Source organism: Streptomyces sp. NPDC021080 (assembly GCF_044333225.1).
Taxonomy (GTDB): Bacteria; Actinomycetota; Actinomycetes; order Streptomycetales; family Streptomycetaceae; genus Streptomyces.
Genome location: NZ_JBIRQM010000014.1, coordinates 212,942 through 226,574, shown reverse-complemented (window position 1 = coordinate 226,574; position 13,633 = coordinate 212,942). Strand labels below are relative to the sequence as shown.

The following is a 13,633-nucleotide window of genomic DNA, read 5'->3' as shown; positions in this document are numbered from 1 at the left end:
GTGTGACGGTGACGGTGACGGTGACGGTGACGGTGACGGTGACGGTGACGGTGACGGTGACGGTGACGGTGACGGTGACGGTGACGGTGACGGTGACGGTGACGATGACGGTGACGGTGACGGTGACGGTGACGGATCGCTTGTGTGTTCCCGGTGACGTCGCGGGTTCGATATGCCTAGTGTGATCGCCGTGCAGCTCCGGTACAGCTTTCGTCTGTACCCGGACGCCGGCCAGCGGACCGCTTTGGCGAGGGCGTTCGGGTGCGCGCGGGTCGTGTTCAACGACGCGGTCCGCGCCCGCGAGGACGCCCGCAGGGCCGGGCAGCCGTTCCCGACGGCGGGCGAGGTGTCCCGGAAGCTGATCACCGAGGCGAAACGGACGGCGGAGCGGTGCTGGCTGGGCGAGGTGTCCGCGGTCGTGCTCCAGCAGTCCCTGCGGGACGCCGAGGCCGCCTACCGCAACTTCTTCGCCTCCCTCAAGGGCACCCGCAAAGGCCCCAGGCTGGGTGCACCCCGCTTCAAGTCCCGCAAGGACACCCGGCAGTCGATCCGGTTCACCGCCAACGCCCGCTGGAACATCACCGGCAGCGGCCGTCTGAACCTGCCCAAGATCGGCGCGGTGAGGGTGAAGTGGTCCCGCACCCTGCCTGCCGTTCCCACCTCCGTCACCGTGATCAAGGACAGCGCGGGACGGTACTTCGCCTCCTTCGTCGTCGGCACCGACCCCGCCGAAGACGCCGTCCGGATGCCCGACACCGACCAGACGGTCGGCATCGACCTCGGCCTGATGCACTTTGCGGTCCTCTCCGACGGTACGAAGATCGACTCGCCGCGCTTCTTGCGTCGGGCGGAGAAGAAGCTGAAGAAGGCCCAGCGGGAGCTGTCCCGCAAACAGAAGGGATCAAAGAACCGGGCCAAGGCCCGCCTGAAGGTCGCCCGCGCCCACGCCAAGGCGGCCGACGCGCGCCGTGATTTCCTCCACCAGTTCTCCACCCGGCTGATCCGCGAGAACCAAGCGATCGGCGTGGAGGACCTGTCGGTGGCGGGACTGGCGCGCACCCGGCTGGCCAAGTCCGTACACGACGCGGGCTGGGCACAGTTCGTGAACATGCTGGCGTACAAGGCCGCCCGGTACGGGCGCACCCTGGTGAAGATCGGCCGGTTCGAACCGACCTCCCAGACCTGCTCCACCTGCAGGGTCAAGGACGGACCCAAACCCCTTAACATCCGGGAATGGACCTGCACCGCCTGCGGCACCCACCACGATCGGGACCACAACGCCGCACTCAACATCAAAACGGCCGCCGGACTGGCGGCATCGGCCTGCGGAGCGCCGGTAAGACCAGGAGCAATCCCGGCGCAGCGCGAAGAAACAGGAAGCCACGGATTCCCGACCGGAAACCGTGCCGCATAGCGGCACAGCAACCAGTCAAGGAAGGCCAGAATCCTCACCCTTCAGGGTGAGGAGCATGTCAAGTGTTCTGGTTCGCTGTCGCGGTGAGGCGGCGCAGCGAGGCTTGGGCGGGTGGGCCCCAGCTTGCCTTGCCTCCGGGGCGGCCGTGGACGCCGGCGTCGGCGATGTGGAGGCAGCTGAGAGCCCGCAGCACCGCCCAGCCGCGGGCGCGGCGAAGGGTCGCGGAGTCGGGGCCCGGCAGGTAAGCCTCGTGGAAGCGGTCGACGGCGCCGTCCGGGAGCAGGATCCACGCGGCGGCGAGGTCGAAAGCCGGGTCGCCGGCGAAGAGGTCCCCGAAGTCGATCACGCCGGAGATGGTGCCGTCCGTGGTCAGGACGTTGGCGGGGTGCAGGTCGCCGTGGAGCCAGAGGCGTGGGCCGGCCCGGCCGGGCGCGGCGGCGGCGTCCTCCCAGACCGCGCGGACGACGGCCGGATCGTCGACCAGCCCGAGTTCGGTGGCCGAGTCGAGAGCCCGGGTGAAGTGTTCGGCGGTGTCGGCCAGAGGGCCGCCGCGGTCCCGCCCCGTCGGTGCCGTGTCGGGAGCGGGCCGGTGGAGCGCGGTCAGGAAGGCGGCCAAGGCGGCGGCCGCCTCCGCCGGGCGGGTCGCGGGCGCACGGTCGGCGGGCTCGCCCGGTACCCAGGTGGTGACGAGCCAGGGCCGCGGGAACCGCTCGCCGGGCCGGCCGAGGTACTGCGGGACGGGAATCCGAAGAGGAAGGTGCGGGGCGAGCCGGGGCACCCAGGTGTGCTCCTTGCGCAGCAGCGCGTCCGCGGACTGTGTCGCCCAGGGCAACCGGACGGCGAGGTCGTCGCCGAGCCGCCACACTTGGTTGTCCCAGCCGAGCGCTCCCAACTTCAGGGGCAGATCGGCCAGGTGTGGGCGCTGCTCGCGCAACAGGTCCCGGATCAAGTCCTCCGTGATGTCCGGCTCGGTGAATGTCATGTGACGTCCTCCCCTTCTTGGAAGAAGGGGACTTTAACCAACTCCCTTTGAAAACAGGCATGTTGGTGAAGGCCTGTGACCGTCGAGCCGGTTCTGCCGGCAGCACTTGCGGGGCTTTCGCGGCTCAGCGGCGGCGGGTCCAGGCAGTGGCGAGAGGAGCGGCGTGGTAGCCGGGGGCCGATGCCGCGCTGAGGTTCTGTGCCAGCGCGGCCGGCTCGACGGGCGCGGGGGCCACCTGCACGCAGGCGGTCTTGGGCTGCGTGGTGCTCTGTCCGAACCGGCAGGCCACGCCGGTCAGTTTGATGGTGATGAAGTCGGTGATCTGCGCGCCGAACTGGATGGGCTTGCCGTTGATCTTGATGTCGCCGACGGTGAAGCCCTTGTCCTGGGGCACCTCGTAGACGAACCGCACGGGGTGGGTCGCGCTGCCGCGCTGCCTGGTCCAGTAGTCCTTGGGGTCCGAGCCGTCCGGGGTGGCCCAGCCGTCCGTGGTCAGACCGTCGAAGTAGAGACCGACCGGGTCGGCGAGGGAGACGTCCGCCTTCTGCCGGGCGAGGGCGTTCACGGCTCCGCCGATGTGCGGGTCGCTGTTGCGCTCGGGCGCGCCGTACTTGCTGCAGTCGATGAGTTCCTGCTCGGTGGTCAGCTCGTGGCCGTCGATGACCCGTACGACGGTGGCCGCGGCCGCGAGTTCGATCTCGGCGCCCAGGGTGTTGTTGGGCTGGATCAGATGCATGGCGCCGTCCGTCGTGGAGTCGTTCCACCGGTTACGGGGGTTGTAGGTGCCGGTGGGTCCGAAGAGGTCGCCGTGCTGGACGTTCGGGTCGATGTACGTCCGGTAGAGATCGAGGACCTTGGCGGGGTTCGACTGGGAGAGCAGATGCCAGTACTCGGGGCCCTCGCAGGTGAACATGACCTTGGTGATCTTCCCGGCGGCATTACGGGTGACGCTCCACTCGCAGTACTCGTCCTGGACGTCCCGGCTGGCGTCGGCCCGCTGCCACCGCTGGGCGTCGGACAGAGACTGGATCTTGACCAGACGGGGGAAGGCCGTCCAGGTGACGGAGGCTTCCTGGGCGTCGGCTGCCGTGTCGGTCTTGGTGAGGTTGTAGAACTGACCGCGAGGGCTGTCGTTGAGCACCTCGTGGGGGTCGGGGCCGGTGATCGAGTTGTCGACCCGGTCGCTGATGTACATGTTCCAGGCCTTCAGGCCGGTCTCGTCGAGATCGTCGAGGTGCCCGGGCGGGCCGTAGGAGTCGAGCAGGCTCATGGGTACTCCTTCGCTGAGAGGTGGCCGGGGAGGAAGGGTCGCGGACGGCGGCGGCTGTCAGGAGGCAGGCGTGACCGTGCCGTCGTCGTTCATCCCGAGCCGCGGGGCGTCCGCGGGGATGTTGGTGGTCGGCAGGGTCAGCTCGAACTCGTTGAGCCGCATCGTCTTGAAGTCGCGGCGGCGGGACTCCGCCAGCCGGACGTAGTCGTCGAAACCGGCGGACTCCCGGATCCGTTGGCCCACGTGGCCGAGGTAGTCGTCGATCCGCTCGGCGAAGGCCTTGGGCCAGGCGTCGTCGGCAAGGGCCCAGTCGGCGGCGAAACGGCCTTCAGGGCTGCTGGACGGCAGACGCGTGGCGGCTTCCAGGATCGCCTGTGCGGTGTGCTCCTGCAGCTCGGTCACAGCGGTCGGCGTGGTGGGGACATGGGCCATCAACTGCGCCCGGACGGGGCTGAAGACCGGATTGGTGAAATCGACCATGAACGCGCAAGCGGCGAACTTTCCGGTGATCAGGCCCTGTTCCACCATCTGCCGTACCACGTCGTTGTCCTCGCAGGCCGGTTCCGGTACGACGAAAGCGAAGAACGTGTCCCCCGGCTGGGAGAAACCGCTGCTCTTCTCCTCCAGGGCGAAGTCGAAAGTCGCCAGGCTCTCGACGTAGTGGGCGGCCGGGGCCAGGGGAGGAAGAGAGGCCGTGACGGGCAGTTCGAGATCGCTCAGGAGCGCGTCGACGTTCAGCCAGAAACCCGGGGGCAGCAGCAGGTCACGGCTGGAGGGGGTGATCGTCGAACTCTGGGTCGCCGTGCTGGCCAGGTTCACCGCGGTCGTGGTGAACAGATGACGCATCAACTGCTCGGGATGCTCCACGACGCCGTTCTGCGCGACGGCTGCCAGGCGGGCGGCGGTCCAGCGGCTGATCAGCGCGCGGACGGTCAGCTCGAGATTCTCGGCGCCGATGACCTGCTGATACAGCGGGTCGTCACGGAAGGGGTCGTCCGGAGCCAGGCGGATCGTCGCCGCCTGGGACTGCCAGTTGCTCCAGGGCGCTTTCAGCTCCTTCATCACGACACTGCCGTTGATGTGGCTGTCGAAGCAGCCGCGGCCGCGGGAGCCGGGGGCGAGAGCGGACCACGAGTTGCCCGCCCACACCCACGCGGGGCTGATCCGCATGTAGTAGTTGAAGACCTTCGCGGCCGGATCCCAGGCGGCAACCTGCAGAAACGTCGCGGCCGGATCCTCGTTCGCCGCCGTGCTCACCAACAGGTCCACGTCCCGGCCGGTGGTGGCGCGAGCGACGGCGAACCGCATGGAACGCGGCAGCCCGGGGGTGGAGCCGGGCGGGATCTGCCCGGCCTCGCCGATCAGATACACGGACTGGTTCGCTTTCGTCGCGGGCTCGGGCAGCCCGGCGAGGAGATCCTGCACCGTCAGCGGGAAGGCGCCCTTGCGGAAGAACAACTCGGCCATCGGATCCCCCAGTTCCGCCAGCTCCCGGGCGTCCAGCGGACGGGCCTGCTGGTCGACGCCCACCACGAAGCGGTACAGTCCCGGCGCTTCCCGGTCGGGGGAGCCCACGTCGCCCAGGGCGGCCCGGACCGCGGCGCCGGCAGGGTGTGCGATTTCAGGAGGGGAGCCGCGGGTCTCCGCGGCGCGGGCCTGCTGCAACCAGGCCGTTGCCCGGCGATGCTCTCGTGCGCCGTCCACCGACTCGGCCTTTCGTCGCCCACAGGTGTCCAGTGAGGTGGGAGCGGTGTGTCAGGGGGTGAGTGCCTTGCACTCCACGGCCGGTCTGCCTCGCCCGAGGACGTGACGCATCCTCAGCCGTGGGGGACCGCGCACATGGTCAGTGGTGGCCGTCCGGCCCGCCCGTGCACATGGAGACGTTCAGCTCCTGAAGCACGGAGGCGATCGGATTGCCGACCGTGTTCGCCCCCGCACCGGCGAAGAGCAGCGCCACCACGAAACCGTCCTCGTCGACGATGACGGAGCCCGAGTCACCGTGGTCGGAGAAGACGGCGTCGGGGGAGGTGGCGGCCGTGATGCTCACCTGGTCGCGCAAGGTGCGCACGCCGAGGCCCGGGCCGTAGTCCACCTGGACGGTGGCCGAGATTCCGTCGACCGAGCCGCGGGTCAGCTCCGTGGTCCGTCCGCGCTTGCGCACGGCCGTCCCGAGCGTGGCGGTCCTCGTCCCGAGCACGCTGCCGATCTCGGCGATGTCGCACGACGTCTGCCGGTCCTCGTCGATGGAGACCACCGCACCGTCGACGTGGTCGGAGAGGACGAGGCGCAGGGTGGCTCCGAACTCGTCCTGGGGAACCTTGCCGTGCTCGATACGGCTCGGCTGCACCATGCGGTCGCCCACCTGGCCCGTCGCGTCGACGGCGGCGACATGGAAGTTGGTCAGCGCCACACGGGCCTGGGTCTCGTTGTCGATGACCACGGCACCGAGCGTGCCGGCGAAGATGCTGTTGCCGACGGCTCTGCTCGGGCCCATGCTCACGCCTCCCAGAAGGGGCGAGTAGTGCTTGGAGTCCGCCAGCAAAGACCTCTCGGGCACGGAGACGGCGTGGAGTTCGTAGACGCGTTCCACCACGTCGGTGACGGCGCCGTGGATCTCCTCGGGAACTCTCTGATCGGCCGGTACGTCATCGGTTTTCCGTGCCACATGAACGCGCACGGCGATCTGGTCCGTGAGCTCGCCGCCGACTTCCTTGTAGCCGACATCGATTCCGGTGACGCCCGGCTGGTCGATGTAGTGCTGTTCGACCTGTTGCTTGATGGCAAGGAGTTCTTCGAGCGTTGGCATCATGCACCTTTTCGGTCGTCATGGGCATCACACATCACGCTCCCACGTGCGCCGGGACTTCGCTCGGCGAGTTGCCCGTACCGGGTGATCTCGGGGCCGAGCAGACACAATGAAGGAGTGGAGACGACCCTCGAACACGCGCTGTCCATTCAGCGCCGCCATGAACAGGGCATCCTGTCCTTGCCGTCCGTGACCGGTATCGGTGTGAAACTGCGGGACGACAGGCTCGTGCTGGAAGTCACCGTCGATCCGGAGGCCGAGGTGCCCGCGCAGTTGCAGGTTCCGGACGTCGAGGGACTGCCGCTGGTGGTGGAGAAACGCCGGTACGAGGCGCAGTCCTAGGCGGCGGGAGCGAGAGCCGCCGGGCTCAGTGGTCCGGTGCCCGGTGCCCGGCGCTCACGTCGTCGGCTCCCTGGCTCCAGTACTGGGCGAGGGCCCCTTCCCGGTACGGGGCCGGGCTGACGCTGAGTTCGCCGGCGAACGGGCGGTCCAGGACGAAGACCAGGAGCAGGCTGAAGCCGACGAGTCCGGCGACCGACGCCACGAAGAGGATCTGGACCCTCAGTTTGCGCATGCCGTAGAGGAACGTGAGGGGGACCAGGACGAGTGCGCCGCCGAAGGCCAGGACCTGGAGCAGAGGCGGGAGTTCCTGGCGTGCCATCGTGATGCGGGCGCGGCGCTGGGAAGCCACGTCGTTGAGATGGGTGACGGCCTCCTCGTAGAAGACCTGCTCGCTCTGGCTCTTGGGGTCGTAGTCCTGGAGTGCCTGGAAAGCGGCTCCCAGGTGGGTCTCCGTCGCCCCGTAGCTGGGGTTTCCCGCGCGCATCCGGGGCCACTGGTCCTCGACGACCGCGTGGACGTATCCGCTCATGGAGGAGTCGAGACGGGCACGCACCTGTGCCGGGAACGCGGTGGCGTCCCGGGTGATGAGCGCCGCGTCGGTGGCCTCGGAAGCCACGATGGTCTGGGTGTCCTCCAATTGGGTCCACAGGGTGACGATGACGAAGGCCAGGATGATCCCGTAGATCGCGCCGAACATGCCGAGTGTCACCCCGACCATCTCGTTGTGTTCGCCATGGGCCACCGAGGGGTACCTGCGGCGCAGCAGCACGCTGCCGGCGACCGCGAGGAGGACGGTCCCGCCGACGGTGACGACGGCCAGGGTGAAGGTGCTGAAGTGGTTGAGCAGCCAGAGCGAGATGTGCGAGGAGTCTAGAGCGGACACGCCTGCCCCAACGCACGGCGTTGATCAGCCGCTACGGCACGACCGGCAAGTTCACACCACCGGGTGAGAGACCGATTTCGCAGGGTCCCGTGCGCGCTCGCGTCTCACCCGTTCGTTCCGCGGAGGCGGAGGCGGAGGCGGAGCTGCGGGCGGGACACCGGCCGGTGGGCAGACGGGCAGACGGGCAGACGGGCAGACGGGCAGACGGGTCGGCGGGGGCGGAGGCGGGCTGCGGGCGTCACGCGACCGGCAGGTGGTCGTACATCCTGAACGTGTAGGTCGCGTCGTAGGTCATCAGATTTCCGCTCGCCGCGGGGAGCCCGAGGCGCCGGTCGAGCGGTCCGGTCAGGGGGCCGCAGTGTTCGGCCGCGGGAGCGGTGAACGTGTCGTCGTAGGCCGAGAACTTGATGACGGGCGGATCCTGCGAGACCCATTCCGAGGGCCCCGACCGCTTCAGCCGGAAATCGACCGGCGCGCTCGCTCCGACGGTGCATCCGTGTGTCAGCAGCGGACTCGACAGCCGGAAGCGAAGGCTGAACTGCCCGGTGTAGAAGTCGGATCGGCCTCCGTACTCCGGCTTGATCGCCAGAGGGAGCCGTCGCGTGTGCTCACCTGCCTCTGTGCCGGTGAGCCCGCCCGGAACGGCGGTGGGCGCGCTGTGCATCGCGCCCCACACCTGTCCCGCGGTGCCGTCCGGCATCGGCCCCTCGGCATGCGTCATGGTGATCGGAGCGAGGTCCACGGTGACCTTGCCCAGCGTCAACCGCGGTGCGGCAGTGTGGACTTCACACCGCCAGCGGGCCGGGTCGACGCCGGCCGGGAGGGCGGGGCAGTCGCTGAAGTCGGTCGCGGACTCGATGGGGGCCGAACCGGGCTCCGCGTAAGCGGAGTTCGGCGCGTACGCCCCCACCAGTCCTGCCAGGGCGGCGGCTCCGGCGAGTGTGAGCGCGGCGCGGCGGGCGAGGGACGGGCGGCGGTCATCGGTGGTCGTGTTCAACATGAACACAGCGTGCTGGTCATGACCGGGCGGGCGCCATCGGTGACGTCCCCGCCTCGACCCTGAGCCGACCCTGACGACTTGTCAGGGATGAGGAGTGGTCGTTGTCGTGTCCACGGGTTCCTGGGGCGCCGGTGGTGGGGGCACGACAATTCGCCTCCCCGCTGTGGTTCAGGCCGTTCTCCCCGGCGACGCCGACAGGCGGCATCGATCCGTGACGTCGACTCGCGGGTGCGGGTACGGGCGTGCGTGCCTTCGCCTGTGCGAGTTCGCGGCGTTGTCAGACCCGTCTGGCAGCATCCGGTACATGGATCTTGCCGATGTGTTCGCGGACCTCGACCGGGTGGCCTGGGCCGAAGTGCACCATGCCTACGGCCCGGCCGAGGATGTTCCCGGTCTGCTGCGCGCGTTCACCGGTGAGGACCAGGAGACCGCGGCGGAGGCCGAGCAGGAGCTGTGGAGCAGCCTCGTCCACCAGGGCTCGGTGTACGAGGCCACCGTGGTGGCCGTTCCCTTTCTGGCGTCCCTGGCGGTGGCGGGCCCGTGTCGTGCGGAGTTGCTCGACATGCTGGGTGCCATCGCCGAGAGCACGGACGAGCGGGGCATCGACCGAGCCGGCGCGGCGCGCGCGGCTGTCGTCGCGCAGCTTCCGCTGATGGTGCCCCTGCTGTCCGACGACGTTCCCGGCGTGAGGCAGCGCGCGGCACGGGCGGTGGCCCAGTGCGGGCCGGCGGCGGGCCCGGCCGCTGCGGCGGCGTTGCGTCGGCGCTGGGAGACGGAAGCCGATCCGGTGGTACGGGCGGATGTGGTGAGCGCGTGCGTCGCGGTCGAACGCGATGCGGCTGACGACCTGGTGACGGCCGCCCTGAGCGCGGCCGAGCCTCCGTCGGTGCGCGTGGCGGGGCTCCTGGCCGTTGTGGACGTCGGTCGGCCCTGGGACGGTGGGCCGGCGGAGGTCGTGGCGGCGCTGGCGCCGTTGCAGCGGCACATGACGGACAGCCTGGGGGAGCGGCAGCCGTTGGGGGCCCTGGCCGACGGTCTGCACGAGCGCGGCAGCGTGGACGAGGCGATCGAAGTCGTCGTCGCGGCGCTGGAACGTGCGGTGGAGGCGGCGTCGCGAGCCGACGAGAATGCTCGGGCAGCGGTCACCGAGGCGACCTGGGCGGCCCAGTCGCTCGCCCTGCGCTCCAGAACCGCACCGGCGCGACTGCTGCCCGCGATGCTGCCGTTGCTGGACAGCGCGACCACCGCCGCAGCCGTCATCGACGCGGTGTGCGAGTGGGGCGAACCCGCTCCACAGGCTGTCCCGGCACTGGTGCGTCTTGCCGAAGGGACGAGCGAGGTGACCGATCGTGCGTTGGCGGCCCTGGTGACCCTGGGCACGCCCCAGGCGTCGGATCTCCTCGCGCGTCATCTGACGGAGCGGCCCCGTGCGCTGCAAGCGGCCTGGGAGCGTGCGACCACGTGGCGTCCACCGGCTCCGCTGCCGTGCACGCCGGCGTTGCTCGACGCGGTCCGCGTACGACTGGCCGCCGTGACGGCCGGCCTCGCGCGCGGGGGCGAGCGCAGGTCGCTCATGACGGACGGGCTCGCGGCCGAGAACGAACCGGTCCACCTCACGGGGCTCCTGGCCGGCTGGGGGTGTTCCGCCCGGGCCGCGATACCCGAGTTGGTGGACGCGCTTCCGTATCGCACCACCGTGGTCAGCCGGGCGCTCGCCGCCGTCGCCGACGCGGAGCTCCACCCCCACGTGATCACCGCCCTGCGATCGTGTGTGGAGGCGGGCCCGCTGCCGGGCCGCGTGCAGGCCGCGACCGCGCTCCACGCGCTGACGGGTGAGGCCGACGCGTTGGTGGCCGTCCTGGGACCGGCGCTCGGCGAGCGGAGCGGGCCGCGCGGCCACTGGGTCCAGGCCGCCGTCGCGCTCGGCGAACAAGCCCGTCCACTGCTGCCCCACCTCTTGGCCATGCTGGCCCAACCCGCAAAGACGCGGACCAGCGGGGCAGCGGTGTGGGCAGGGCTGACGGCGGCCGGAGCGGTGTGGGAGCTGACCGGGGATCAGGACAGCGTGCTGCCCATGGTGCTGGAAGGCTTGAGCTGGGCAGCCCGGCCAGGGGGGCACCAAGCCGCGAACAGGGCGGCCGAGGTCGTCGTCCTCCTCGGCCCCCACGCACGGCAGGCCGTTCCCCACCTGCTCGCGATGCTCGACCGCCCCGACACGGCGGCGTCGGCCGCCCGAGCACTGGTGGCCGTTCACCCGGGCAGCGACAGGCCCGCCGGTGTCCCGCTCACCGACCTCGTCGACCGCGTCCTCCCGGCAGACGCTCCCGGCGGGCACCTGAACCCGGCGTCGGCCGCGGTCGAGGCCCTCGCCGCCATCGGCCCCGCAGCGTTCACACAGCCCCAGCTCGACCGCGTCCGGCTGCTCGCCGACGGTGAACACCGCGTCGTGCGGTGGGGCAGTCACACCGAGATCATTCACGACGACATCAAGCTTCGCGCAGCCGCTCGGAGCGTGTTGGCGGGCCTGGTGCCTTGAGCAGCACCGACCTGATCCGCCGTCGGGCCGATGAGGGCCCCCGAGGTCGCACCGGCCCCTGCACCGGGCCCCTGGGGCAACGGGCTTCTCCGTGCTAGCGGTTGGCGACCACGACGACGTAGAACATGCCGACTGCGCCTGCCAGGCAGACGACGACGGCCGCGATCGCGGCAACGCCCAACAGTCCCGTCACACCCAGAATCGCCGTCCACCCCGCCCGGGTGACCCGCTCGGACCGCTCGACCGCGCTCTCGTAGTCGCTGTCGTCGTACCAATGCCGCTCGGTCATGACACCCCCTCTTCCGAGGACAGAAGGAGGGGCCGACGCGGGCGGTGCCGAGGCCGGCCGTGGGACCGGCTCGGGCACGCGGGTGCCGGAAACTGATGTGCCGGAACGGAGGAGAGGTGCCGGAACACGAAGTGCCGGGTGGTGGAGGAGGGGATAATCCGGGTGTGACCCTCACCGAGCGGCAGCTCACCCTGGCGACCCTGGACCGTCAGCTCCTGCTGGAGCGCGGGCGCCTCGACGTGGCGGAGGCGGTCCGCCGGGTCTGCGCCGTGCAGGCACAGTCACCCGTGTCCCCGTACGTGGCCCTGTGGAACCGGGTGGAGGACTTCGCCCCCGAGGACCTCGACGCGGCGTTCGCGGATCGCCGGATCGTGAAGGCGACCCTCATGCGGATCACGCTGCACGCCGTCCACGCCGACGACTACGCGCCGTACCACGCCGCCATGGTCCGGAACCTGCGGGCCTCGCGGCTCTACGACCGCCGGTACACCTCGACCGAGCTGACCGAAGAGGACGCCGACGGACTGCTTCCGCGGCTCGCCGAGTTCCTGGCGCGCCCCCACACCGGGGCCGACGTGGAGAGCGAGGTCACGGCCGGCTTCGGCGAACAGGCGCGCCGCGTGTGGTGGGCGCTGAAGACGTACGCGCCGATCCAGCACGTGCCGACCGGCGGTCCGTGGTCCTTCAAGCTGCCGAACACCTACCTCGCCTCGCCCGCCGGCCCCGCGGCCGTGGCACAGGACGCGGCGGCGGGAGTACGGCGGCTCCTGCTCGCCCATCTCCGGGCGTTCGGACCGGCGTCGGCACAGGACTTCGCGCGCTTCACCCTCCTGGGGCGCCCGGTGATCACCCAGGCGCTCGGCGAACTCGGCGACCAGGTGGTGCGGGTACCCGGTCCGGGCCGCGCCGTCCTGTACGACCTGCCGGGTGCCACCGTGCCGGCCGAGGACACTCCCGCACCGCCGAGGCTGCTGCCGATGTGGGACAGCGTGCTGCTGGCCCACGCCGTCCCCGGGCGCGTCATGCCCCAGGAGTACCGGCCGCTCGTCGTCCGGCGCAACGGCGACATCCTGCCCACCCTGCTCGTCGACGGCCGGGTCGCCGGAGTGTGGCGCACCATGAACGGAGGGCTGGAACTGACCGCGTTCCGCGAACTCGGCAAGGCGGCGTGGCGCGGTCTGACCGAGGAGGCGCAGAAGCTGGCGGCACTGCTGGCGGAGCGGGACCCGGCTCCGTACAGCCGTTACAACCACTGGTGGGACAAGGGAATCCCGGGTGCCGAGACCAGGATCGTGAAGGACTGACCAACCCGGCACGGGAGAAGGACAGTTGGGGAACACCGGCGGCACGGGCCGTACTTCGAGCAGAGCGGGGCCGGGAGGGGCCGGTTCCGGGCAGCTCGCGGCCTCTTAGGATTCCCTCCATGGCGAAGCGCAAGGTGCAGCGGCGGGTGCGGACGATCCTGGGGGAGGACCCCACGGCCATGGTCTGGTGCGAGGTCCACAAGGGAATCCCGAAACCGCCTGCCGATGTCCACCGCGCCGCCGGCAAGGGCCGGCTCAAGCCGGGTCACCACTGGCTGTTGTACGTCGGAGCGGTGGCGTTCTTCTTCGTGGTCGTGCCGATGATGCTGATCGACAAGCTCGGCGACCGTCTCGGTGGTCCGTCGCCGGCGAGACGATCACGGAGCTCCCGAACGGCTCCTGGGGGGACGTCCGTCGACGGGCGGCCGACGGCGCGGGACCGTGAGCGCGGGGAGCGGACCGACGGTGTCTTCGACGGAGACTGGGACCTGACAGCCGGCCGGCTGCTCCTGCGCTGGTACACCCAGTCGCCCAACCCGAAACGGCTGGTGATGCTGACCCCCGACCGCGTCTGCCTGGCCGCCTCTCCCCGGCGCCGCCTGTCGCCCACGAAAGCGGACGACTTCCGGATCGTCGTGGAGTACCCGTCCTCCGAGGTGCGCGTGGAGGGCGAGGCCGGTCAGCCGCGGGGCTTCGCCACGTTCCGGCTGTGCTTCACCGACGGCTCCTGGCTGGAGCTGGGCCGCCTGGCGCAACCCGCTGACGCCGACAGCTTCCTGAGGCGCGTGGACACGGGGCGCTGACGCA

The 13,633-nt window shown here is 70.4% G+C and carries 13 protein-coding genes; 6 read left to right on the top strand and 7 right to left on the bottom strand.

Annotation, left to right across the window (positions count from 1 at the left end; translation table 11 throughout):
• Together ACH4S8_RS31730 and ACH4S8_RS31725 are read left to right on the top strand one after the other, a co-directional pair.
• Positions 1 to 185 (top strand): hypothetical protein (locus ACH4S8_RS31730; protein WP_398400134.1); only part of this gene is annotated, 185 nt, incomplete at its 5' end.
• A gap of 5 nt (positions 186 to 190) precedes the next feature.
• A complete protein-coding gene (locus tag ACH4S8_RS31725; RefSeq protein WP_398400132.1) occupies positions 191 to 1,414 on the top strand; it encodes an RNA-guided endonuclease InsQ/TnpB family protein in 1,224 nt (407 codons plus the stop codon).
• 58 nt (positions 1,415 to 1,472) lie between these two features.
• On the opposite strand, the gene ACH4S8_RS31720 is transcribed toward ACH4S8_RS31725, so the two are convergent.
• From ACH4S8_RS31720 to ACH4S8_RS31705, 4 genes are all read right to left on the bottom strand, one after another.
• Positions 1,473 to 2,396 (bottom strand): aminoglycoside phosphotransferase family protein, encoded by a 924-nt coding sequence (locus ACH4S8_RS31720; protein ID WP_398400130.1) that lies wholly within the window; start codon positions 2,394 to 2,396, stop codon positions 1,473 to 1,475.
• Between the two features lie 124 nt (positions 2,397 to 2,520).
• Positions 2,521 to 3,666 (bottom strand): hypothetical protein, encoded by a 1,146-nt coding sequence (locus tag ACH4S8_RS31715; protein ID WP_398400128.1) that lies wholly within the window; start codon positions 3,664 to 3,666, stop codon positions 2,521 to 2,523.
• Positions 3,667 to 3,723: 57 nt separating this feature from the next.
• Positions 3,724 to 5,370, bottom strand: a complete 1,647-nt coding sequence (locus ACH4S8_RS31710; protein WP_398400126.1) for a hypothetical protein — start codon at positions 5,368 to 5,370, stop codon at positions 3,724 to 3,726.
• Between the two features lie 139 nt (positions 5,371 to 5,509).
• Positions 5,510 to 6,475, bottom strand: coding sequence for a hypothetical protein (locus tag ACH4S8_RS31705; RefSeq protein ID WP_398400124.1), 966 nt, complete (start codon positions 6,473 to 6,475; stop codon positions 5,510 to 5,512).
• A gap of 114 nt (positions 6,476 to 6,589) precedes the next feature.
• On the opposite strand from ACH4S8_RS31705, the gene ACH4S8_RS31700 reads away from it, so the two are divergent.
• Entirely contained in the window at positions 6,590 to 6,814 is a 225-nt protein-coding gene (locus ACH4S8_RS31700; RefSeq protein ID WP_398400122.1) for a hypothetical protein, read from the top strand.
• 25 nt (positions 6,815 to 6,839) lie between these two features.
• On the opposite strand, the gene ACH4S8_RS31695 is transcribed toward ACH4S8_RS31700, so the two are convergent.
• Together ACH4S8_RS31695 and ACH4S8_RS31690 are read right to left on the bottom strand one after the other, a co-directional pair.
• Positions 6,840 to 7,673: a DUF4239 domain-containing protein gene (locus ACH4S8_RS31695; RefSeq protein ID WP_398400266.1), complete on the bottom strand. Its 834-nt coding sequence runs from the start codon at positions 7,671 to 7,673 to the stop codon at positions 6,840 to 6,842.
• Positions 7,674 to 7,935: 262 nt separating this feature from the next.
• Positions 7,936 to 8,697, bottom strand: coding sequence for a hypothetical protein (locus tag ACH4S8_RS31690; protein ID WP_398400120.1), 762 nt, complete (start codon positions 8,695 to 8,697; stop codon positions 7,936 to 7,938).
• A 304-nt stretch (positions 8,698 to 9,001) separates the two neighbouring features.
• On the opposite strand from ACH4S8_RS31690, the gene ACH4S8_RS31685 reads away from it, so the two are divergent.
• Positions 9,002 to 11,233 (top strand): hypothetical protein, encoded by a 2,232-nt coding sequence (locus ACH4S8_RS31685; protein WP_398400118.1) that lies wholly within the window; start codon positions 9,002 to 9,004, stop codon positions 11,231 to 11,233.
• 94 nt (positions 11,234 to 11,327) lie between these two features.
• On the opposite strand, the gene ACH4S8_RS31680 is transcribed toward ACH4S8_RS31685, so the two are convergent.
• On the bottom strand, positions 11,328 to 11,522 hold the full coding sequence (locus ACH4S8_RS31680; RefSeq protein WP_398400116.1) for a hypothetical protein: 195 nt from the start codon (positions 11,520 to 11,522) through the stop codon (positions 11,328 to 11,330).
• Between the two features lie 164 nt (positions 11,523 to 11,686).
• Here ACH4S8_RS31680 and ACH4S8_RS31675 point away from each other — a divergent pair, with 164 nt between their 5' ends.
• Both ACH4S8_RS31675 and ACH4S8_RS31670 read left to right on the top strand, forming a co-directional pair.
• Positions 11,687 to 12,826 carry a winged helix DNA-binding domain-containing protein gene (locus ACH4S8_RS31675; protein ID WP_398400114.1) on the top strand — a complete coding sequence of 380 codons (1,140 nt, stop codon included), beginning with the start codon at positions 11,687 to 11,689 and terminating at the stop codon, positions 12,824 to 12,826.
• Positions 12,827 to 12,945: 119 nt separating this feature from the next.
• Positions 12,946 to 13,629: a hypothetical protein gene (locus ACH4S8_RS31670; RefSeq protein ID WP_398400112.1), complete on the top strand. Its 684-nt coding sequence runs from the start codon at positions 12,946 to 12,948 to the stop codon at positions 13,627 to 13,629.
• The last annotated feature ends 4 nt before the right edge of the window (positions 13,630 to 13,633 follow it).

What these genes read in the sequence shown, in the direction of transcription:
- ACH4S8_RS31720 (WP_398400130.1), bottom strand. Translation starts at nt 2,396, where the DNA reads ATGACATTCACCGAGCCGGACATCACGGAGGACTTGATCCGGGACCTG.
- ACH4S8_RS31715 (WP_398400128.1), bottom strand. Translation starts at nt 3,666, where the DNA reads ATGAGCCTGCTCGACTCCTACGGCCCGCCCGGGCACCTCGACGATCTC.
- ACH4S8_RS31705 (WP_398400124.1), bottom strand. Translation starts at nt 6,475, where the DNA reads ATGATGCCAACGCTCGAAGAACTCCTTGCCATCAAGCAACAGGTCGAA.
- ACH4S8_RS31690 (WP_398400120.1), bottom strand. Translation starts at nt 8,697, where the DNA reads ATGTTGAACACGACCACCGATGACCGCCGCCCGTCCCTCGCCCGCCGC.
- ACH4S8_RS31685 (WP_398400118.1), top strand. Translation starts at nt 9,002, where the DNA reads ATGGATCTTGCCGATGTGTTCGCGGACCTCGACCGGGTGGCCTGGGCC.
- ACH4S8_RS31680 (WP_398400116.1), bottom strand. Translation starts at nt 11,522, where the DNA reads ATGACCGAGCGGCATTGGTACGACGACAGCGACTACGAGAGCGCGGTC.
- ACH4S8_RS31670 (WP_398400112.1), top strand. Translation starts at nt 12,946, where the DNA reads ATGGCGAAGCGCAAGGTGCAGCGGCGGGTGCGGACGATCCTGGGGGAG.